Genomic DNA, 20,123 nt, shown 5'->3' with positions numbered 1-20,123 from the left:
GATCTAGCCCTCCTTGCCTACAAGCATCACATCGCCCGCATGAATGGTGCGGTGGTTGCCGTCCGCCAAGCGGAGCAACAAGGCACCTTCGTTTGTAAGACCAGCGAACGCCGCCGTAATCGGTTCCTCCCCAGGCGGGTACACGGTGAGCAGAGTGCCCGCAGGGTGAGCAACCTCCTGCCAGCGCCGCACGACAGGGTCGATGCCATATGTCCGCCAGCGATCGAGCTCGCGGTCGAAATTCGCCGCCAGATTCTTCGCAAACACATCACGATCGGGTGCCGGACCCAGTGCTGTCAGTGCGATCGTCTTGCGGTCGGGGAGGTCGGGCGCGGCCGCCAGATTCACTCCGATCCCGACGATGATCGCATCCCCTTCGCGCTCCAACAGGATACCGGCAAGCTTGGCATCACGAAGCATGAGATCGTTTGGCCATTTGAGCGATAGCTCCTGCGGAGCGGCGAGATACGAAGCGACCGTTTCGTGAACTGCAAGCCCGGTAACCAGAGCGAGCGTCGCAGGCTCCGGATCGCGCGGATGCAAGCGCACGATCGTCGAGCCCATGAAGTTGCCAGTTCCATCGAACCAGCTCCTCCCCTGACGGCCACGACCTGCGATCTGGCGGTCTGCGACCAGCCAATCGCCCTCGTGAACGGCCTCCGCGTTCCGGATCTGTCCGACAAGATCGCTATTGGTGGACCCGGTCTCGGTTATGAAGCGGATCACATCGCGGCGACGAAACTTGCGGCAGCGGCAGCGCTCCACTCACCGAGCGGAATGGTCAGGAAATAGCCAAGCGGTGAAATCACGGCGACGCTGAGACCCAAGACGACCCAGTGCCCGGCGGGACTCTCGTGTTCCAGATCCCGGGTCGGTTCGTCGAAGAACATCACCTTGATGAACTTCAAATAATAAAACGCACCGATCACGCTAGCGGCGATACCGATGGCAGCCAAGGCAATCAGATCGGCCTGCACGGCTGCCTGGAATACAACGAACTTACCCCAGAAACCGAACAGGGGCGGAATTCCCGCAAGGCTGAACATGAGCGCCAGCAGGCACCATGCCAATACCGGGCGCCGTGTGGACAGGCCAGCGATGTCCGCAAAGGTTTCAAGGTTCTCACCCATCGGATCGCGAAGCATCAGCAAAGCGGTAAAGCTGCCTACGGTCATCGCCACGTAAATCGCGAGATAGGTCATCACACCCGCAACGCCTGCGGGGGTGGCTGCGGCGAGACCGATGAGGATGAAGCCGACATTGTTAATCGAGGAATAGGCAAGCAGGCGCTTGAGATTCTGCTGCCCGATTGCACCCAGAGCGCCCACCACGATCGAAGCAAGCGCTGCGAAGATCACGATTTGCCGCCACGCGTCGACCTGCCCGGCGAAGGGCTCCATCGCCATGCGCACCAGCATGCCCATTGCCGCGACCTTGGGCGCGGTCGCGAAGAAAGCGGTGACCGGCGTAGGGGCGCCCTCGTAGACGTCGGGCGTCCACATGTGGAATGGCACAGCGCTGACTTTGAAAGCGAGGCCAGCCAGCACGAACACCACGCCGAACAGTGCGCCAGTCGAGAACTCGAGCGAGAATGCCGCGCGAATGCCGTCGTAATTGGTGCTGCCGGTGAAGCCGTAGACCAGGCTCACACCGTAAAGGATAATGCCCGAAGCGAGCGCGCCGAGGACAAAATACTTCAGGCCCGCTTCCGCCGAGCGTGTGTCATTGCGCAGGAAACTTGCGAGCACGTAGCTCCCAAGGCTCGACATCTCGAGGCCGATGTAGAGCGTCATGAGATCGGTGGCCGAAACCATCATACCCATGCCGACGGCGTTGAACAGCATAAGCACCGGATATTCCGGGCGGTAAGCGCCGCGCTGGTCAAAGAAGCGCGGCGTGACCATCAGGACGGCGATCGTCGCGAGATAGATGAGGATCTTGGCAAAGCTGCCGAACGTATCGGCACGATAAAGATCACCGAAGGCGCGGCCTGCCATATCGCTCGCCGCGAGGTCGAACAGGTGCCCACTGAACAGCGTTGCGCCGAACAGCGCCGATACGGTCAGAATGGTGACCATCCGCGCCGAGCGCGGGCCACCCCAGGCCGACACCAACAACAGCACGAGGCCGACAATCGAAAGCCCGACCTCCGCGCCGGTGAAATAGAGGGAACTGCCGAGATTCATCAGTGCGCTCCCTCCGCACCATGTGCGGCTGCGACAAAATTGGCGTTGCGCTCCATCGGCTCGCCGACCCGGAGCTGGCTGTCGCCCTCCGGTGCGGCGCGCGCCATACGGACTTCGAGCGCGGCGATGTCCTGCCGCATCGGCGCGAGGAAGCTTTCCGGATAGACGCCCATCCACAGTGTGGCCGCAGCGATGGGTGCAAGCATCATCCACTCGCGTGCATTCAGGTCGGGCATGCGCGCCGCATCGGCATTGCGCTGCTCTCCGAAGGCCACGCGGCGGTAGAGGTAAAGCATGTATGCGGCACCGAGGATGATGCCCGTGGTGCAGACCAGCGTCACAAGGGTCGAGACCTTGTAAAGGCCGGCCAGCGCGAGGAATTCGCCGACGAAATTGCTGGTCCCCGGCAGGCCGATGCTGGCCATGGTGAACAGCAGGAAGAACAAAGCGTATTTCGGCATGTTGATGCTGAGCCCGCCGTAACGGTTGATCTCGCGAGTGTGCAGCCGGTCGTAGATCACCCCAACGCACAGGAACAGCGCGCCGGACACGAGGCCGTGGCCGAGCATGACCATCATCGCGCCCTCGATGCCCTGCACGTTGAAGGCGAACAGGCCCGCCGTAACAATCGCCATGTGCGCGACCGAGGAATAGGCGATCAGCTTCTTCATGTCGTGCTGCACCAGCGCGACGAGCGAGGTGTAGATCACTGCGACCATCGACAGGGCGAAGACCAGCCAGGCGAATTGCGCGCTGGCCTCTGGAAACATCGGCAAGCTGAAGCGGATGAAGCCGTAACCGCCGAGCTTCAGCAAGACGCCTGCAAGGATGACGGAGCCGGCCGTCGGTGCCTGGACGTGCGCATCGGGGAGCCAGGTATGGACCGGCCACATCGGCATCTTCACCGCGAAGCTCGCGAAGAAAGCCAGCCACAGCCACGTCTGCGCTTGCGGGCTGAAGTCGTAATTGAGCAGCGTCGGGATGTCGGTGGTGCCCGCTTCGTTCACCATCCACATCATCGCGATCAGCATCAGCACCGAGCCGAGCAGCGTGTAGAGGAAGAATTTGTAGCTCGCGTATATGCGGTTGTCGCCGCCCCACACGCCGATGATGAGGTACATCGGGATGAGGCCTGCCTCGAAGAAGATGTAGAACAGGAACATGTCCTGCGCCGCGAACACGCCGATCATCAGCACTTCCATCAGCAGGAAGGCCGCCATGTATTCGCCCACACGCTTGGTTATGCCGTCCCAGCTTGCAAGGATGCAGATCGGCATCAGGAAGACGCTGAGCATGATCAGCATCAGCGCGATACCGTCGATCCCGAGCGCGTAGCTGAAACCGGCGAAGATCTCGGCTCGCTCGACGAATTGCCACTGCGCGCCGCCGATATCGAAGTTAAGCCACAACAGCACGCCCAGCGCCAGATCGAACAGCGTCGCGAACAGTGCGACCATCCGGGCACTCTGCGCACCGAGGAACAGGCAGGCGATGGCGGCGACAAGCGGCACCGCAAGCATCAGCGAGAGGATGGGGAATTCCATCAGAACAGCACCCAGGTGACAGCGGCGACGAGCCCGAGGAGCATCACCAGCGCATAGCTATAGAGATATCCGGTCTGAAACTTCTTCGCGCCGACCGAGCCCTTCTCGACCACCCAGGCCACTCCATTGGGACCGAAGCGGTCGATCGTGCCGACATCGCCGAGTTTCCAGAACTGGCGTCCGAGCCAGAAGGCAGGGACGATGAAGAGGTAGTGATAGAGCTCGTCGAAATACCACTTGTTGTAGAAGAACCGGTAGATCGGTCCGAGTTGTTCGGCGCCCTTGGCCGGGATCGACGTGTCCTTGATATAGGCCAGCCAGGCGATACCGAGGCCGATCAGCATGACAAAGGTCGCCGTCAGCTTCACCCAGTACGGCACATTGTGCAGGGCGTAGATTAGGTTCTCGTTGAAATAGATCGAGCCGTCCCAGAAATCCGCGCCGTCGATGAAGGCGTCCTTGAAGACAAAGCCGGCAAAGACCGCGCCGATCGACAGGATACCGAGCGGGATCAGCATGCTGAGCGGGCTTTCATGCGGGTGGTAGCCGCCCGTCCCCGCTTCGTAGTTCGGCGATGGCACGGCATGTGTCACATCGTGGCCGGCATCTTCCTGCGCGGCGGGATTGTGATCGTCCGGCTCGTCGTGGCCGTGGTGGACGGCGTGCTGGATATGCTCGCTATCGGCCCAGCGGGGCTTGCCCCAGAAGGTGAGGAACATCAGCCGCCAGCTATAAAAGCTGGTCAGCAGGGCCGCGATTGCGCCCATCCAGAAGGCGAACATGCTCATGTCGGTGCCGCGCGCGAAGGCAGCTTCTAGAATGGCGTCTTTCGAATAGAAGCCCGCGAAACCGAATACGTAGAGCACGCCGACACCCGTGATCGCGAGCGTACCGGCCATCATGGCCCAAAAGGTCCACGGGATTTCCTTACGCAGCGCACCGTAATAGCGCATGTCCTGCTCGTGGTGCATGGCATGGATGACCGAGCCTGCGCCGAGGAACAGCAGTGCCTTGAAGAAAGCGTGCGTAAACAGGTGGAACATGGCTGCGCCATAGGCTCCGACACCGGCAGCAAAGAACATGTAGCCCAGCTGCGAACAGGTCGAATAGGCGATCACACGCTTGATATCCCACTGCGTCGTACCGACGGTGGCGGCGAAAATGCAGGTGGCAGCGCCGATGAAGGTCACGACGCCGAGTGCGACCGGCGCAGTCTCGAACATGGGCGAAAGGCGGCAGACCATGAACACGCCGGCGGTCACCATGGTGGCGGCGTGGATCAATGCGGAAACCGGCGTCGGGCCTTCCATCGCGTCGGGCAGCCAAGTGTGCAGGCCGAGCTGCGCCGACTTGCCCATCGCGCCGATGAACAGGAGGATGCAGAGCACGTCCATCGTCGCGACGCGGTAACCGAGGAAGCCGATCGTCGCGCCGCTCATCGAAGGTGCAGCCTCGAGGATTTCGGGGATCGAGACCGTGCCGAACACCAGGAAGGTGCCGAAGATGCCGAGCATGAAGCCGAGGTCGCCGACGCGGTTGACGACGAAGGCCTTGATGGCCGCGGCGTTGGCGCTGGGCTTCTTGAACCAGAATCCGATGAGCAGGTAGCTGGCGAGGCCCACCCCTTCCCATCCGAAGAACATCTGGACGAGGTTGTCGGCCGTCACCAGCATCAGCATGGCGAAAGTGAACAGCGAGAGATAGGCGAAGAACCGCGGCTGGTCCGGGTCCTCCTCCATATAGCCCCAGCTATAGAGGTGAACGAGCGCCGATACGGTAGTGATGACCACGAGCATCACGGCGGTCAGAGTATCGACGCGCAGGGCCCAGTCGAAAGCGAGATCGCCCGATTGCATCCACTGAAGCACAGGGACGACGGTGGCGGTGCTGTCGCCCAGCCAGAAGCCGATGAACACCGGCCAGCTCAGCGCGCAGCTGATGAATAGCGCACCCGTCGTGATCGACTTGGCAACGACGCTCGGCGCGGACTTGTTGATGAAGCCGCCGACGATCGCTGCCAGCAGGGGCAGGAAGACGATGAACAGGATGGGATGCACCGGTGCTTACCCCTTCAACCGGTCGACGTCGTCGACGGCAATCGTGCCGCGACCACGGAAATAGATGACGAGGATGGCAAGCCCGATGGCCGCCTCGCCCGCCGCGACGGTCAGGACGAACATGGCGAACACCTGCCCGACCAGATCGCCCAGGAAGGCGGAAAAGGCGACGAGGTTGATATTCACCGCCAGCAGGATCAGCTCGATCGCCATCAGGATGACGATGATGTTCTTCCGGTTGAGGAAGATGCCGAGCACGCCAAGCACGAAGAGGATCGCACTTACGACAATGTAATGTTCGATGCCGATCACAACTCGACCCCCGTGCCGATGCCCGGCTGCTTCATCACCGTGGCCTCTTCGGGCCGGCGGCGGTTCTGCTTGCCGATGTCCTGCTGGCCGCGCGCATCCTTCGGACCCTTGCGATGGGTGAGGACGATCGCGCCGATCATGGCGACGAGCAGAATGATGCCGGCCGCTTCGAACAGGAAAATATAGTCGCGATAGAGCAGCGCGCCGATGCTCTCGATGTTCGAACGGTCGAGCAGCGGAGCGGATTCACCGTCCGGCGTGCCCAGCTCGATTGCTCCGACACGATAGGCGCCGATGCCGAGAACCAGTTCCGCCAGCAAGACGGCAGCGATGGCTATGCCAAGGGGGAAGTTCTTGATGAAGCCAGCACGCAACTCCGCAAAGTCGATGTCGAGCATCATCACGACGAACAGGAACAGCACGGCGACCGCACCCACGTAGACGATGACCAGCAGCATCGCGATGAACTCCGCGCCCACCAGCACCATCAGCCCCGCCGCATTGAAGAAGGCGAGGATCAGCCAGAGGACCGAATGCACCGGGTTGCGCGACATGATGACCATGACGGCGCTGGCGATCACCAACACGGCGAACAGGTAAAAGGCGAAGGTCTGAATCATGTGCCCCGTTTCTCGTTGGCGCGGCGGTTAGCGATAGGGCGCGTCGGCTTCAAGGTTTGCGGCAATCGCCCGCTCCCACTTGTCACCATTCGCGAGCAGCTTGGCCTTGTCGTAAAGCAGCTCTTCGCGCGTTTCCGTCGCGTATTCGAAGTTCGGACCCTCGACCACAGCATCCACCGGGCAGGCTTCCTGGCAGAAACCACAGTAGATGCACTTCGTCATGTCGATGTCGTAGCGCGTGGTGCGGCGGCTGCCGTCCTCGCGCGGTTCGCTTTCGATCGTGATCGCCTGCGCCGGGCAGATCGCCTCGCATAGCTTGCAGGCGATGCAACGCTCTTCTCCGTTGGGATAGCGGCGCAGCGCGTGTTCGCCGCGGAAACGCGGGCTGATCGGGTTCTTCTCGAACGGGTAGTTGATCGTGACCTTGGGCTTGAAGAAATACTTCAGCGTGAGGGCATGCGCCTTCACGAATTCCCACAGGGTGAACGATTTTACCAGATGCGCGATCGTGCTCATGCCGCGCCTCCGAAGTGACCGGTTGCCATTAGATAGCCCGAAATAACGACGATGAAGAACAGGCTGAGCGGGAGGAATACCTTCCAGCCAAGCCGCATCAGCTGGTCGTAACGATAGCGCGGAACCGTCGCCATAACCCAGCTGAAAAAGAAGAAGAACATGAACGTCTTGAGCAGCAGCCAGACGATGCCCGGGACGTAGTAGAGCGGCTCCCAGTCGATCGGCGGCAGCCACCCGCCCCAGAACAGCAGGGCGTTGAGGATGCACATCAGCAGGATGTTGGCATACTCGCCCAGCCAGAACATGGCGAAGGCCATGGAGCTGTATTCGGTCTGGTAACCGGCGACGAGCTCGCTCTCCGCCTCGGTCAGGTCGAACGGCACTCGCTGCGTTTCCGCGAGGCAGGAGATGAAGAACATGACCCAGATCGGGAAGATCAGCGGGTGCACGACGAAGGCATTGACGACGCCCAGCCCGAACTCCGCCTGCGCGTTTACGATGCCCGACAGGTTGAAGGTGCCGGCAAACAGCACGACGCACACCAGGATGAAGCCGATCGAGACCTCGTAGGAAATCATCTGCGCCGCGGCGCGCATGGCGGAAAAGAACGGATATTTCGAGTTCGACGCCCAGCCCGCCATCACCACGCCGTAAACCGACAGCGAGCTGATCGCGAGGATGTAGAGCAGGCCGACATTGATGTCCGCCAGCACCACGCCCGCATCGAAGGGCACCACTGCCCAGGCGGCCAGCGCCACGGTGAAGGTGACGATCGGCGCGAGGATAAAGATGCCCTTGTTCGCGGCCGAGGGAATGATCGTTTCCTGCAGCATCACCTTCAATGCGTCGGCGAAGCTCTGCAGCAGGCCGAACGGGCCGACCACATTGGGGCCGCGACGCAGGTTGATCGCCGCCCAGACCTTGCGGTCGACATAGATGACCATGGCGACGGCCAGCATTACCGGCAGCGCGATCAGCAGGATGCCGGCGATCGTTGCGGTGAACCACGCGAACTCGTAATTCATGCCGAGGGATTGGAAGAATTCGGTCATTCCGCGGCCTCCGCCAGATCTTCGCCGTGCAGCAGTTCTGCCGAGCAACGCTGCATCACTTCGCTGGCACGGGCGATCGGGTTGGTGAGGTAGAAATCCTTGATCGGATAGGCGCTGATCGTGCCTTCCGCCTTCGCCTTGGCGTCAGCCTTGGGCAACGCACCGTAGTCGGCGAGGCCTTCTTCGCCCAACGCAGGCACTTCCTTGATCATCGCGGCCTGCAATTCGGCGAAGCTGTCGAAGCCGACATCGACCTTGAGAGCATCGGCCAGCGCTCGCAGGATCGTCCAGTCTTCGCGCGCATCGCCTGGCGCAAAAACGGCTTTCTCGGCAAACTGCACGCGCCCTTCGGTGTTGACGTAGGTCCCGTCCTTTTCGGCATAGCTTGCCGCGGGCAGGATCACATCCGCTGCATGCGCGCCCTTGTCGCCATGGTGACCGATATAGACCTTGAGTGCGTCGGCAAACGGCTCGAAATCCATCTCATCCGCACCGAGGCTCAGGACGACCTTGGGCTTGGCATTCACGATATCCGCCATGCCGCCGGTCTGTGCAAAACCGAGCATCAGCCCGCCCATGCGCGCGGCGCTGAAATGCAGGACGTTAAACGCCGCGCCGAACTTCTCGGCGAGTGCCAGCACCTTGCCATGCGCGCCCTTGAGACCAGCTCCGCCGACGATGATCGCGGGGCTCTCGGCATTCTTCAGCGCATCGCCAAGCGCCTTGGGCAGCTTGTTGAGCACGCCCAGGTCTTCGCCGAGGAATTCGGCCGGATAGGTCGTATCCCACCACGGGCCGACCACAAACACCTTCGCGCCGCGCTTCACCGCCTTGCGGATGCGGACATTCACCAGCGGCGCTTCCCAGCGCACGTGGCTACCGACGATCAGGATCGCATCGGCTTGCTCGATACCGGCGAAGGTCGAATTGAAGTTGACCGCGGCAAGGTTCGAGGTGTCGTAGTCCATGCCGGTCTGGCGGCCCTCGACCAGCGTCGAACCGCAAGCCTTCAGAAGCGCCTTGGCCGCGAACATGGTTTCGCAGTCGAGCATGTCTCCAGCGATGGCCGCGATGTTCTTGCCCGGCTTGGCCTTGGCGATCGCCTTGAACGCCTCGTCCCAGGTCGCCGCCTGCAGCTTGCCGCCCTTGCGGATATAGGGCTTGTCGAGGCGGCGGCGCATCAGGCCATCGACCTGATAGCGGGCCTTGTCCGAAATCCACTCCTCATTGACGTCGTCATTGATGCGAGGAAGCGCGCGCATGACTTCGCGGCCCTTGCTATCGAGGCGAATGTTCGAACCGACCGCATCGGATACGTCGATGCTGAGCGTTTTCTTGAGCTCCCATGGACGCGCTTCGAAAGCGTAGGGACGGCTGGTGAGCGCGCCGACGGGGCAGAGGTCGATCACGTTCGCAGACAGTTCGTGCTCGGCCGCCTGCTCGAGATAAGTGGTGATCTGCATGTCCTCGCCGCGATAGAGCGCGCCGATTTCGTCCACGCCGGCGATCTCTTCGGAGAAACGAACACAGCGGGTGCAGTGGATGCAGCGGGTCATGACCGTCTTGATCAGCGGGCCCATGTATTTCTCGGTCACCGCGCGCTTGTTCTCGTGATAGCGCGTCGCGCCGCGACCATAGGTCATCGACTGGTCCTGCAGGTCGCATTCGCCTCCCTGGTCGCAGATCGGGCAGTCGAGCGGGTGATTGATGAGCAAAAACTCCATCACCCCTTCGCGTGCGGTCTTAACCATTTCAGTGTCGGTGCGGATTTCCTGCCCGTCGGTGGCCGGGAGCGCACAGCTAGCCTGCGGCTTGGGCGGCCCGGGCTTCACCTCGACGAGGCACATGCGGCAGTTGCCGGCGATGCTCAGCCGCTCGTGATAGCAAAAGCGCGGGATTTCCTTGCCCGCAAGCTCGCACGCCTGCAGGACGGTGGCGCCGTCCGGAACCTCGATTTCCTGTCCGTCTACGGTGACTTTAGGCATTATTCGGCTGCCTCTGCGAATTTCGCATTGTGTTCTTCGATCCTGCGTTCCAGCTCGGGGCGGAAGTGGCGGATGAGGCCTTGGATCGGCCAGGCTGCCGCATCGCCGAGCGCGCAGATGGTGTGGCCTTCGACCTGCTTGGTGACCTGCTGCAGCATGTCGATTTCCTCGATTGCCGCGTCGCCTGTGCGCAGACGTTCCATCATGCGCCACATCCAGCCCGTGCCTTCACGACAAGGCGTGCACTGGCCGCAGCTCTCGTGCTTGTAGAAATAGCTGATGCGGCTGATCGCGCGGACGATGTCGGTGGACTTGTCCATCACGATGATCCCGGCGGTGCCGAGGCCCGAGCCGAGTTCCTTGAGCCCGTCGAAATCCATGATCGCCTGGCGCATCTGGTCGCCGGGGATCAGCGGGACGGAAGAGCCGCCGGGGATCACGGCCAGCAGATTGTCCCACCCGCCGACGATGCCGCCGCAATGGGTATCGATGAGTTCCTCGAAGGTGATGCTCATGGCCTCTTCCACGACGCAGGGCTTGTTTACGTGCCCGCTGATCTGGAAGAGCTTGGTGCCCTTATTGTTCTCGCGCCCGAAGCTTGCGAACCAGCTCGCGCCGCGGCGCAGGATGGTCGGGACGACGGCGATCGATTCCACGTTGTTGACCGTGGTCGGGCAGCCGTAGAGGCCTGCGCCTGCCGGGAACGGCGGCTTGAGGCGTGGCTGGCCCTTTTTGCCTTCGAGGCTTTCGATCATCGCGGTTTCTTCGCCGCAGATGTAGGCACCTGCGCCGCGGTGCAGAAAGACGTCGAAATCGTAGCCCGACTTCGATGCGTTCTTACCGATGAGGCCCGCATCATAGGCTTCGTCGATCGCGGCCTGCAGCGTCTCGGCCTCGCGGATATATTCGCCGCGGATGTAGATATAGGCCGCGCGCGCCCGCATGGCGTAACCGGCGACCAGCGCGCCTTCGATCAGCTTGTGCGGATCGTGGCGGATGATCTCGCGGTCCTTGCACGAACCGGGCTCGGATTCATCGGCATTGATGACGAGGAAACTGGGACGGCCGTCCTTCGATTCCTTCGGCATGAAGGACCATTTGAGGCCGGTCGGGAATCCCGCCCCGCCCCGCCCGCGCAGGCCGGACGCCTTCATTTCTTCGATAATGTCGTCATGCCCGCGCGCGATCAGCGACTTGGTATCGTCCCAGTCGCCGCGCTGCTGCGCTGCCTTCAGGCCCCAGTCCTGGAAGCCGTAGACATTGGTGAAGATGCGGTCCTTGTCGGCAAGCATCAGGCGAACCCTCCGAATACAAAGACGGCAGCGGCGATCAGGATCGCAGCCAGCACAGCCGTCTTCACCACGCCCTTGAAGACTTTCCACGCGATGACGATCAGGATCAGCGCGACGATGATCGAGATGAGATTGCTATCCATCAGTGATCCTCCGGTCCGCCCTTGGCACGTCCCTGGCCTGCTCCGATAGCAAGGAAGACGATTCCGAGCGCCAGAAAGGTCGCGCCCATCGAGCCGCGTTCAGCGAGGAAATATGCAATCGCAGCGGCAATGAAAAACAGCGCGGCCGCGATCATGAAAAGCGTTTTGCTCATCACCACTCGCTCCGGTAATCGTGGTTGGCGTCGACCATTTCCTTCAGCGTGCTCAGCGCATTGGCAGGCTCGCTCGTGTGGCGGCCGGGCTCCTGCGTACCGGTCTTCGGCTGCTCGCCTGCGGCCAGCGCGTCGAGGATCGCGTCAAGGCGCTCGGGCGTGAGGTCTTCGTAATTGTCGTCGTTGATCTGGACCATCGGCGCGGTGGCGCAATTGCCCATGCATTCGACTTCGGTCAGCGTCCAGAGGCCGTCGTCGGAGACATGGCCCTTGCTCATGCCGCGCTTCTTGCAAGTTTCGATCAGGCCATCGGACCCGCGCAGCATGCAGGGCGTCGTGCCGCAGACCTGCACGTGGTACTTACCAACCGGCTTCATGTTGTACATGAAATAGAAGGTCGCGACCTCGAGCACGCGGATGACCGGCATGTCGAGGTAGTCGGCGACATATTCGATCACCGGCAGCGGCAGCCAGCCCTGCGTATTGGTCTCTTCGCCGACCTGACGCTGGGCGAGATCGAGCAGCGGCATCACTGCGGAGCGCTGGCGCCCTTCAGGATAACGCGCGATCGCCTTGTCCGCCTTAGCGCGATAGGCATCGGTAAATTCGAAGCCGCCCCAGCGCTCACGCAGTTCGGGCGTGTCGGGTGCGGGAGTACGGTCAGCCATGGGTCAACCTGTGCTGGAGATAGCGGCCGAGGTAGAGGCCGATGACGGCAGCGAAGGCCGTCGAAAGGATTTCCTTGAGCGAGCTTTCGCCATGGAAGGCGAGCAGATAGGCCGCCACCGCCGAAGCGAAGGCCGCGAACGCCGCGATGAAGATGAAGATTTCGCGCGCGATCACCGGTCGCACTCCCCGAACACGACGTCGATGGCGCCGAGGATGGCAGTGGCGTCGGGCAGCATGTGGCCACGGCTCATGAAGTCCATCGCCTGCAAATGCGAGAAGGCCGTCGGGCGGATCTTGCAGCGATAGGGTTTGTTCGACCCGTCGCTGACGAGGTAGACACCAAATTCGCCCTTGGGGCTTTCAGTCGCGACATAGACTTCGCCCGCAGGCACGTGGAAGCCTTCGGTATAGAGCTTGAAGTGGTGGATCAGCGCTTCCATCGACTGCTTCATCTCGGCGCGCTTGGGCGGCGCAACCTTGCGGTCGTCGCTGGCGATGGGACCGGAGGGCATGTCGCGCAGACACTGCTTGATGATCTTCGCGCTCTCGTAGACTTCCTTCACGCGCACCACGAAGCGGTCGTAGCAGTCGGAATTGGTGCCGACGGGGATGTCGAACTCCATCCGCTCATAAACGTCATAGGGTTGCGACTTGCGCAGGTCCCACGGAATGCCGGCCGCGCGGATCATCGGACCGGAGAAGCCCCACGCCACGGCGTCGTCCTTGCTAACGACAGCGATATCGACGTTGCGCTGCTTGAAGATGCGGTTGTCGAGCACGAGGCTCATCGCATCGCCGAACAGTTCGGGCAGCCGGGTGTCGAGCCATTCGCCGATATCCACGAGAAGCTTTTCCGGCACATCCTGGTGGACGCCGCCGGGGCGGAACCACGCCGCGTGCATGCGCGCGCCCGATGCCCGTTCGAAGAAATTCATGCAGTCTTCGCGCAGCTCAAACACCCACAGGTTCGGCGTCATCGCGCCGACGTCCATCACATGCGCGCCGATGTTGAGCATATGGTTGCAGATGCGCGTCAGCTCGGCGAACAGCACACGCAGATATTGCGCCCGCTCCGGCACTTCGACGTTGAGGAGCTTCTCGATCGCGAGGACGTAGCTGTATTCCTGTGCCAGCGGGCTGCAGTAATCGAGCCGGTCGAAATAGGGCAGCGCTTGCAGATAGGTCTTGTTCTCGATCAGCTTCTCAGTGCCGCGATGCAGCAGGCCGACATGCGGATCGATCCGTTCGATGATCTCGCCGTCGAGCTCCATCACCATGCGCAGCACACCGTGCGCCGCAGGGTGCTGGGGCCCGAAGTTGATCGTGTAGTTGGTGATGACTTCGTCGCCAGTGGTGGGCGACTCTTCAAGCTGCATACTCATGCGCAAATCCAGTTGCCGGAGTAACTCTGCGACTTGCCGGCCGCATCGGTCACGGTGACATTCGCCGGACGGCTCTGGTCGCCGCCTGCCGCGGGCGCGACCGAGACGGTGAAGCCCTCGCCGACGAAATTGGTCCCTTCCCTGATCGATTCCAGACCGCCATTGGCAGCGTCGGTCATGACCAGCGTATCGCCCACACGCACAACTGCCTTGCCGGGGATCGAGCGATCGCGCATTCCCGCAGCGATAATCATCTCGCGCTCGCCGACCATGAAGGTGCAACCACCTTCGCGGGGACCCAGATTCACTCCACCCACATCGCCCAGTTGCTGGAGCGACGTAAGATCGGCCTGCGCCGGGGGCTGTGCCACAGCGACATTGGGCGCATCCGGATCGGGCTGCGACGGGTCGACTGTGGCTCCCTCGCCCGTCCCGCCAATGCGATCGGCAAAGTCGTCCGCGCTTTCGGGCTCGCTAGCAGGCTCCTGCGAGCAGGCTGCGGCCAGCAAGGCGAGCGGAAGCAGGGCCAATCGGATCATTTCCCCTTCCCCTTCGGTTCGGTCGCCTTGGCGGTCTTGCTCGTCTTGCCCTTGCGCTTTGCACGCGCAGGACGGTCTTCGGTCGGCTCGGGCGGATCGATCGCCTCGCCCCCGTCCTTTTCGGCAGGAGCGGCGGCACTGACCTTTTCGGCGGCATGCTTGTCCGTCTTGACGCCTGCTCCGGTGTCCGAAGGCTTTTCGGTGACCTTCGGATCGTCGATCGGCGGCATGTCGGCCTTCTCGTCGCCCGGCAAGACGTAATCCGCGCCCTCCCATGGCGAGAGGAAATCGAACTGCCGCAGATCCTGGGCAAGCTCGACCGGCTCATAGACAACGCGCTTCAGGTCTTCCGAATAGCGTAGCTCGGTGTAGCCGGTCAGCGGGAAGTCCTTGCGGAAGGGATGCCCCTCGAATCCGTAGTCGGTGAGGATGCGGCGCAGGTCGGTATTCCCGGCGAACAGCACGCCGTACATGTCGAATACCTCGCGCTCCAGCCAACCGGCATTGGGCCATAGCGTGGTCGCAGTCGGAACGGGAGTGTCCTCGCTCGCGCGGCACTTGACGATGATGCGGCTGTTGGTGGTGAGCGACAGCAGCATGTAGACAATTTCGAAACGCTCGGCACGGCTCGGATAGTCCGCCCCGGCAATCTCCATCAGCTGCTGATAGGCGTGATCGTCGCGCAGGAGGCGCAGCACGTCCTCGATGCTGTCGCGCTTTACATGCAGCAGCAGCTCGCCATGCTCCTCATGCGCTTCGACCAGATGGTCGCCAAGCGCCTGCGAAAGCGTGTTCTTCAGCCCTTCGATCTGCGTGAAGCGGGGCGCGGAATGTAGCGTAGCCATGTCCTTCGCCCTTACCTCTGGATCGTGCCCGAGCGGCGGATCTTGCGCTGCAGCTGCATCACGCCATAGAGGAGCGCTTCGGCCGTCGGCGGGCACCCGGGAACATAGATGTCGACCGGCACAATCCGGTCACAGCCGCGAACGACCGAATAGCTGTAGTGATAGTATCCGCCACCATTGGCGCAGCTACCCATGCTGATCACGTATTTCGGATCGGACATCTGGTCGTAGACCTTGCGCAGTGCCGGGGCCATCTTGTTGCACAGCGTGCCGGCCACGATCATCACGTCCGACTGGCGCGGCGATGCGCGCGGGGCGACGCCGAAACGCTCCATGTCATAGCGCGGCATGTTCACGTGGATCATCTCGACCGCGCAGCACGCGAGGCCGAAGGTCATCCACCACAGGCTTCCGGTGCGCGCCCAGTGAAACAGGTCCTCGGTCGACGTGACGAGGAAACCTTTGTCGTTAACTTCGCTCTGCAGCGCGTTGAAATAGTCGGCGTCAGGCTGCCGCACTTCGCCGCCCTTGGCGGTCGGCAGGGCGCTGTCGCGCATCCGCTGCCCGTCGAGCGCGGGATTAAGCGAGGTTTCGCCAGCGAAGGCGGGATCGTTGGTTGCGTTGCTCATTGCCAGTCCAGCGCTCCCATCTTCCATTCATAAGCGAGACCGATGGCGAGTATGCCGAGGAAGATCATCATGCCGATCCACCCGGTCCAGCCGGTCACGTCCAGGCTCACCGCCCAGGGAAACAGGAACGAGGCCTCGAGGTCGAACAGCAGAAAGCTGATCGCCACGAGGTAGAACTTGACATCGAACTGGCTGCGCGGGTCCTCGAATGCAGGAAAACCGCACTCATATTCGCTCAGCTTTTCCGCATCCGGATTGTGCGCGCCGGTCAACCGCGAGACACCCATCGGCAGGAACACGAAGGCTGCCGAAAGGATGACCGCGATGAACAGGAATATGAGGATTGGCAGATATTGTTCGAGGTCGACCACGTAGAGTTCCTTGCCGCGGAGGCGATTCCGCTTGGGTACGGTTCGCGCACGCCTCTAGGCCCCTCGGCGGGTCGGTGCAAGGGTGCGGGGCGCGCAAATCCTGCACAAGCGGTTGCATCGCTTGCGCGCCCGGTTGGCAGGCACACAAGCGATAAGATCACTTCATTATCGACTTGAGCGCTTTTCTGGTCGCATCGCCATAGGGTGGCTTGAATCCGCCGAGTTTGGCGATGTCAATCTTGGGCTGCGTGTAGACACTGCGCGCGTGGCTGAATTCGCGGAAACCCTCGACCCCGTGATAGCTACCCATTCCCGAGGGGCCGATACCGCCGAATGGCAAGTCGTCCATCGACACATGGAAGATCACGTCGTTGACGGTCACCCCGCCGCTGATCGTCTTGCCCAGCACCTTCTCACGTTCGCTGTCGTCGTCACCGAAATAATAAAGGCCGAGCGGACGATCGTTCTCGTTCACATAGTCGATCGCCTCGTCGATCCCGCGATAGGTCTTCACCGGCAGGACCGGGCCGAAGATTTCCTCCTGCATTGCCTGCATGTCGTCGGTGACGTTCTTGAGGATCGTCAGCGGCATCTTGCGCTGATTGGCATTGCCGAAATCCTCGTTCCCGGGATTGATCTCGATCACCTCGGCGCCCTTCTCCTTCGCATCCGCGACCAAACCTTTCAGGCGGTCGAAATGCCGATCGCTGACGATGCTGGCGTAGTCCTCGTTCTCGAGCATGGTCGGATACATGTTGGCGGTGCCCTGCCACACGCCGTGGATTGCCTCGTCCTGCTTGCTTTCGGGCACATACATATAGTCCGGGGCAAGACAGATCTGGCCGGCATTCATCATCTTGCCAAGCGCGATACGCTCACCCGCCTTGGCGAAATCGGCACTTTCGCCGAGGAAGACCGGGCTCTTGCCACCGAGTTCCAGCGTTACCGGCACCAGGTTTTTCGACGCCGCTTCCATGACCTTGCGGCCGGTCGCGGTGGAGCCGGTGAAGACGAGGTGATCGAAAGGAAGCTCAGAGAAGGCCCCCGCGACTTCGGGGCCGCCGGTGAAGACCGCGCACTCGTCGGGCGTGAAATACTCTTCCACCAGCTCCTGCGTCAGCAGGCTGGTCTTCTCGGTAAACTCGCTCGGCTTGATCATCGCGCGATTGCCGGCGGCGAACACCTGCATCAGCGGACCGAAGGCGAGATTTACCGGGAAGTTCCACGGGCTGAGAATGCCGATCACGCCCTTGGGCTCGTAGCGAACCTGCGCCTTGGCGCCCATCAGGCCGAGGGGGAACTGGACATGTCGCTTTTCGGGCCTCGCCCATTTGTCCATGTTCTTGAGACAGTATTTGCCGAAATTGATCGTGCCGGCGATATCGGTCAGCATCGACTGCATGGGCGAGCGATTGCCGAAGTCGGCGCTCATCACCTTGCATAGATCCTCGCTATGCGTTTTCAGCAAGTTGATTGCGCGCTCGATACGATCCTTGCGGAGCGCCATCGGTTCGGGACGCATCTGGTGGTGGGCCGCCCGCTGCTTGCGCAGGACTTCTTCCATCTCGCTCTTACGGTCGTCCGCCATCGTATTCTCTCCTGCATCGTGTTGCGCCACGCGGGCGCGTGTCCTATCTCGCGGCTACGATATTTCAGAACCAGAGGACCAGCACAAGCATGACCCAGTTCAGCGCAGCCGACCCCGTCGTCATCCTGTCTTACGCCCGCACGCCGATGGGGGGCATGCAGGGCGCCCTTGCCGACGTTTCGGCGACCGATCTGGGCGCTACGGCGGTGAAGGCCGCCGTCGAGCGGTCCGGTGTCGCACCGGAGAAGTTCGACCGCACCTACATGGGCTGCGTCCTTCCCGCAGGCCTCGGCCAGGCGCCGGCACGCCAGGCGTCGATCAAGGCCGGCCTGCCGAAATCGGTTCAGGCGACCACCGTCAACAAGGTCTGCGGCAGCGGTATGCAGACGGTGATCATGGGCGCAGAGGCGCTCGCCACGGGCGACGTGAACTACATTGTTGCTGGCGGGATGGAGAGCATGACCAACGCGCCGTACCTGCTGAAAAAGCACCGCAGCGGCGCACGCCTCGGCCACGATACCACTTACGACCACATGTTCCTCGACGGGCTGGAGGACGCCTATGAGGAAGGTCGCGCCATGGGCACCTTCGCGCAGGACACGGCGAACGAATACCAGCTGACCCGCGAACAGATGGACGACTATTCGATCGAGTCCCTGCGCCGTGCGAATGCCGCCATCGAAAGCGGCGCCTTTGCGGACGAAGTGGTCCCGGTCAGTTTCTCGACCCGTCGCGGGGACGTGACGGTCGAGCATGACGAGCAGCCCGGCAAGGGCAAGCCCGACAAGATACCGACGCTGCGTCCTGCCTTTGCCAAGGACGGCACGATTACTGCGGCAACCTCCTCTTCTATCTCCGATGGCGCGGCGGCTGTCGTCCTCAGCCGCGAAAGCATCGCCAGGGCCAACGGTCAGGAACCGGTTGCGAAGATTGTCGCCATGGCCGCGCATGCACAGGAACCGAGCGAATTCACCGTGGCCCCGGTTGGCGCCATCAACAAGGTGCTGGAGAAAGCGGGCTGGTCGGCGGACGACGTCGATCTTTGGGAAGTGAACGAGGCGTTCGCCTGCGTCGCCATGTTTGCGATGCGCGACATCGGTATCCCGCACGAGAAGATCAACGTGAACGGTGGCGGCACCGCTCTCGGTCACCCGATCGGTGCCAGCGGCACGCGGATCATCGTCACGCTGCTCAACGCCTTGAAGCAACAGGGGAAGACGCGCGGCGTGGCCTCGTTGTGCATCGGTGGCGGCGAGGCGACGGCCGTCGCCGTCGAGATTGTCTGACCGATGGGCTTTGCGGACTCGCGGGCTTCGTGTGCCCTGCTGGTTGCGCTGAGCGTCCTGCCAGCGGGCTGCGGCGCGTCCGATCCCGAACCCGCGCCTGAGCAATCGGACAACGCGGAGATTGCATCGAATATTGCTGGCAAATACGAGACGACGCTGAGCGACGGCACGGTCATCCTGCAGACCGTCTCGGCGGACGGAACCTATCGCGAAACCAATGCCGACGGGGCGATGACCGAAACGGGCCGCTGGCGTCAGGACGGCGCGAACATGTGCTTCGATCCCGAGGGCGATGCGCCGGAAACTTGCTACAGCGGCGGCGGCGCCACCGAAGGCGGTGTGCTTACGGTACTCGATGCCAATGGCGAGATCTCGACCACCGTGCGCCGGCTGAACGAGGAACCCGGCGCACCGGAGTGATCAGGGCGCGCCGGCACCCCACAGCATTTCTTGCGCGATCCAGCCCGCACGCGGGCCGATGGCGACCTCGCACCAGCCATCCTCGCAATCGCCGAGCGAAGCGACCACGCCAGGCTCTACCCGCCATTTGAGAGCCGCACCCGCCCCGGGAGCATCGCGCATGTCGACCGGTTCGTCAGCGCGAACAATTGCCCCGCGATCGGGGCTCAGCAGGCGCGCGACCACCCATCCCTTGTCGCCCGCCGGATCCTCGATCAACCGCCAGCCTTCCATCACCCTGATGACCTTCACCGGCAGGCCCGGACGGCGATAGACCCAAGCAATCTTGTACTCCGCGCTCGGCCCGACGCGCATGTTGAGTTCGCTCGCGCGGATGGTCGCCCAATAGGGCACATCGCGTTCCTGAGCGGATGCGGGCGTCGCGATCGCGAAAACGATAGCGATCGCTGGCAGGAGAAGTCTGATCATCGCTGCGATCCATACATGATTCGACATCGCTGCGGCAACCGCGCTT

General features: G+C 62.2%; 23 protein-coding genes. 2 read left to right on the top strand and 21 right to left on the bottom strand.

What is annotated here, in order from left to right:
* Positions 1–3: 3 nt before the first annotated feature.
* From P8Q88_RS04835 to P8Q88_RS04740, 20 genes are all read right to left on the bottom strand, one after another.
* Complete coding sequence (locus P8Q88_RS04835) at positions 4–726, bottom strand: biotin--[acetyl-CoA-carboxylase] ligase (protein ID WP_278322685.1); 723 nt, start codon at positions 724–726, stop codon at positions 4–6.
* A complete protein-coding gene (gene nuoN / locus P8Q88_RS04830) occupies positions 723–2,186 on the bottom strand; it encodes an NADH-quinone oxidoreductase subunit NuoN (RefSeq protein WP_278322684.1) in 1,464 nt (487 codons plus the stop codon). Before nuoN ends, P8Q88_RS04835 begins: the two co-directional genes overlap by 4 nt.
* Complete coding sequence (locus P8Q88_RS04825) at positions 2,186–3,730, bottom strand: NADH-quinone oxidoreductase subunit M (protein ID WP_278322683.1); 1,545 nt, start codon at positions 3,728–3,730, stop codon at positions 2,186–2,188. The genes nuoN and P8Q88_RS04825 overlap by 1 nt, the downstream gene beginning before the upstream one ends.
* The gene (nuoL, locus tag P8Q88_RS04820; protein WP_278322682.1) at positions 3,730–5,787 is read right to left on the bottom strand and encodes an NADH-quinone oxidoreductase subunit L; all 2,058 of its coding nucleotides are present in this window, start codon (positions 5,785–5,787) and stop codon (positions 3,730–3,732) included. The genes P8Q88_RS04825 and nuoL overlap by 1 nt, the downstream gene beginning before the upstream one ends.
* A 6-nt stretch (positions 5,788–5,793) precedes the next feature.
* Positions 5,794–6,099, bottom strand: a complete 306-nt coding sequence (gene nuoK, locus P8Q88_RS04815) for an NADH-quinone oxidoreductase subunit NuoK (protein WP_278322681.1) — start codon at positions 6,097–6,099, stop codon at positions 5,794–5,796.
* On the bottom strand, positions 6,096–6,719 hold the full coding sequence (locus tag P8Q88_RS04810) for an NADH-quinone oxidoreductase subunit J (RefSeq protein WP_278322680.1): 624 nt from the start codon (positions 6,717–6,719) through the stop codon (positions 6,096–6,098). The genes nuoK and P8Q88_RS04810 overlap by 4 nt, the downstream gene beginning before the upstream one ends.
* Before the next feature lie 27 nt (positions 6,720–6,746).
* Positions 6,747–7,235, bottom strand: a complete 489-nt coding sequence (gene nuoI, locus P8Q88_RS04805) for an NADH-quinone oxidoreductase subunit NuoI (RefSeq protein WP_278322679.1) — start codon at positions 7,233–7,235, stop codon at positions 6,747–6,749.
* Entirely contained in the window at positions 7,232–8,287 is a 1,056-nt protein-coding gene (nuoH, locus tag P8Q88_RS04800) for an NADH-quinone oxidoreductase subunit NuoH (RefSeq protein WP_278322678.1), read from the bottom strand. The genes nuoI and nuoH overlap by 4 nt, the downstream gene beginning before the upstream one ends.
* Positions 8,284–10,272, bottom strand: a complete 1,989-nt coding sequence (gene nuoG, locus P8Q88_RS04795) for an NADH-quinone oxidoreductase subunit NuoG (protein WP_278322677.1) — start codon at positions 10,270–10,272, stop codon at positions 8,284–8,286. Before nuoG ends, nuoH begins: the two co-directional genes overlap by 4 nt.
* Positions 10,272–11,564 (bottom strand): NADH-quinone oxidoreductase subunit NuoF, encoded by a 1,293-nt coding sequence (nuoF, locus tag P8Q88_RS04790; protein WP_278322676.1) that lies wholly within the window; start codon positions 11,562–11,564, stop codon positions 10,272–10,274. Before nuoF ends, nuoG begins: the two co-directional genes overlap by 1 nt.
* The gene (locus P8Q88_RS04785) at positions 11,564–11,707 is read right to left on the bottom strand and encodes a hypothetical protein (RefSeq protein WP_278322675.1); all 144 of its coding nucleotides are present in this window, start codon (positions 11,705–11,707) and stop codon (positions 11,564–11,566) included. Before P8Q88_RS04785 ends, nuoF begins: the two co-directional genes overlap by 1 nt.
* Positions 11,707–11,880, bottom strand: coding sequence for a hypothetical protein (locus P8Q88_RS04780; RefSeq protein WP_278322674.1), 174 nt, complete (start codon positions 11,878–11,880; stop codon positions 11,707–11,709). The genes P8Q88_RS04785 and P8Q88_RS04780 overlap by 1 nt, the downstream gene beginning before the upstream one ends.
* A complete protein-coding gene (gene nuoE / locus P8Q88_RS04775; protein ID WP_278322673.1) occupies positions 11,880–12,548 on the bottom strand; it encodes an NADH-quinone oxidoreductase subunit NuoE in 669 nt (222 codons plus the stop codon). The genes P8Q88_RS04780 and nuoE overlap by 1 nt, the downstream gene beginning before the upstream one ends.
* Positions 12,541–12,723 (bottom strand): hypothetical protein, encoded by a 183-nt coding sequence (locus P8Q88_RS04770; protein ID WP_278322672.1) that lies wholly within the window; start codon positions 12,721–12,723, stop codon positions 12,541–12,543. The genes nuoE and P8Q88_RS04770 overlap by 8 nt, the downstream gene beginning before the upstream one ends.
* Entirely contained in the window at positions 12,720–13,931 is a 1,212-nt protein-coding gene (locus tag P8Q88_RS04765) for an NADH-quinone oxidoreductase subunit D (protein WP_278322671.1), read from the bottom strand. Before P8Q88_RS04765 ends, P8Q88_RS04770 begins: the two co-directional genes overlap by 4 nt.
* Positions 13,928–14,470: a hypothetical protein gene (locus tag P8Q88_RS04760; RefSeq protein ID WP_278322670.1), complete on the bottom strand. Its 543-nt coding sequence runs from the start codon at positions 14,468–14,470 to the stop codon at positions 13,928–13,930. The genes P8Q88_RS04765 and P8Q88_RS04760 overlap by 4 nt, the downstream gene beginning before the upstream one ends.
* Positions 14,467–15,315: an NADH-quinone oxidoreductase subunit C gene (locus tag P8Q88_RS04755; RefSeq protein WP_278322669.1), complete on the bottom strand. Its 849-nt coding sequence runs from the start codon at positions 15,313–15,315 to the stop codon at positions 14,467–14,469. The genes P8Q88_RS04760 and P8Q88_RS04755 overlap by 4 nt, the downstream gene beginning before the upstream one ends.
* Before the next feature lie 11 nt (positions 15,316–15,326).
* Positions 15,327–15,872 carry a NuoB/complex I 20 kDa subunit family protein gene (locus tag P8Q88_RS04750; protein ID WP_278322773.1) on the bottom strand — a complete coding sequence of 182 codons (546 nt, stop codon included), beginning with the start codon at positions 15,870–15,872 and terminating at the stop codon, positions 15,327–15,329.
* Between the two features lie 68 nt (positions 15,873–15,940).
* Positions 15,941–16,315, bottom strand: a complete 375-nt coding sequence (gene ndhC, locus P8Q88_RS04745) for an NADH-quinone oxidoreductase subunit A (protein ID WP_278322668.1) — start codon at positions 16,313–16,315, stop codon at positions 15,941–15,943.
* A 157-nt stretch (positions 16,316–16,472) separates the two neighbouring features.
* Positions 16,473–17,903: a coniferyl aldehyde dehydrogenase gene (locus P8Q88_RS04740; RefSeq protein ID WP_278322667.1), complete on the bottom strand. Its 1,431-nt coding sequence runs from the start codon at positions 17,901–17,903 to the stop codon at positions 16,473–16,475.
* A gap of 89 nt (positions 17,904–17,992) precedes the next feature.
* Here P8Q88_RS04740 and P8Q88_RS04735 point away from each other — a divergent pair, with 89 nt between their 5' ends.
* Together P8Q88_RS04735 and P8Q88_RS04730 are read left to right on the top strand one after the other, a co-directional pair.
* A complete protein-coding gene (locus tag P8Q88_RS04735; protein ID WP_278322666.1) occupies positions 17,993–19,189 on the top strand; it encodes a thiolase family protein in 1,197 nt (398 codons plus the stop codon).
* Positions 19,190–19,192: 3 nt separating this feature from the next.
* Positions 19,193–19,609, top strand: coding sequence for a hypothetical protein (locus P8Q88_RS04730; protein ID WP_278322665.1), 417 nt, complete (start codon positions 19,193–19,195; stop codon positions 19,607–19,609).
* Here P8Q88_RS04730 and P8Q88_RS04725 read toward each other — a convergent pair whose 3' ends face one another.
* Positions 19,610–20,077 carry an SH3 domain-containing protein gene (locus P8Q88_RS04725; RefSeq protein WP_278322664.1) on the bottom strand — a complete coding sequence of 156 codons (468 nt, stop codon included), beginning with the start codon at positions 20,075–20,077 and terminating at the stop codon, positions 19,610–19,612. It lies immediately after the preceding gene.
* Positions 20,078–20,123: the final 46 nt, after the last annotated feature.

The sequence above is a fragment of the Qipengyuania marincola genome, assembly GCF_029688625.1.
GTDB lineage: Bacteria > Pseudomonadota > Alphaproteobacteria > Sphingomonadales > Sphingomonadaceae > Qipengyuania.
The sequence above is the reverse complement of the archived record's forward strand: the minus strand, read 5'-3'. Positions and strand labels throughout refer to the sequence as shown.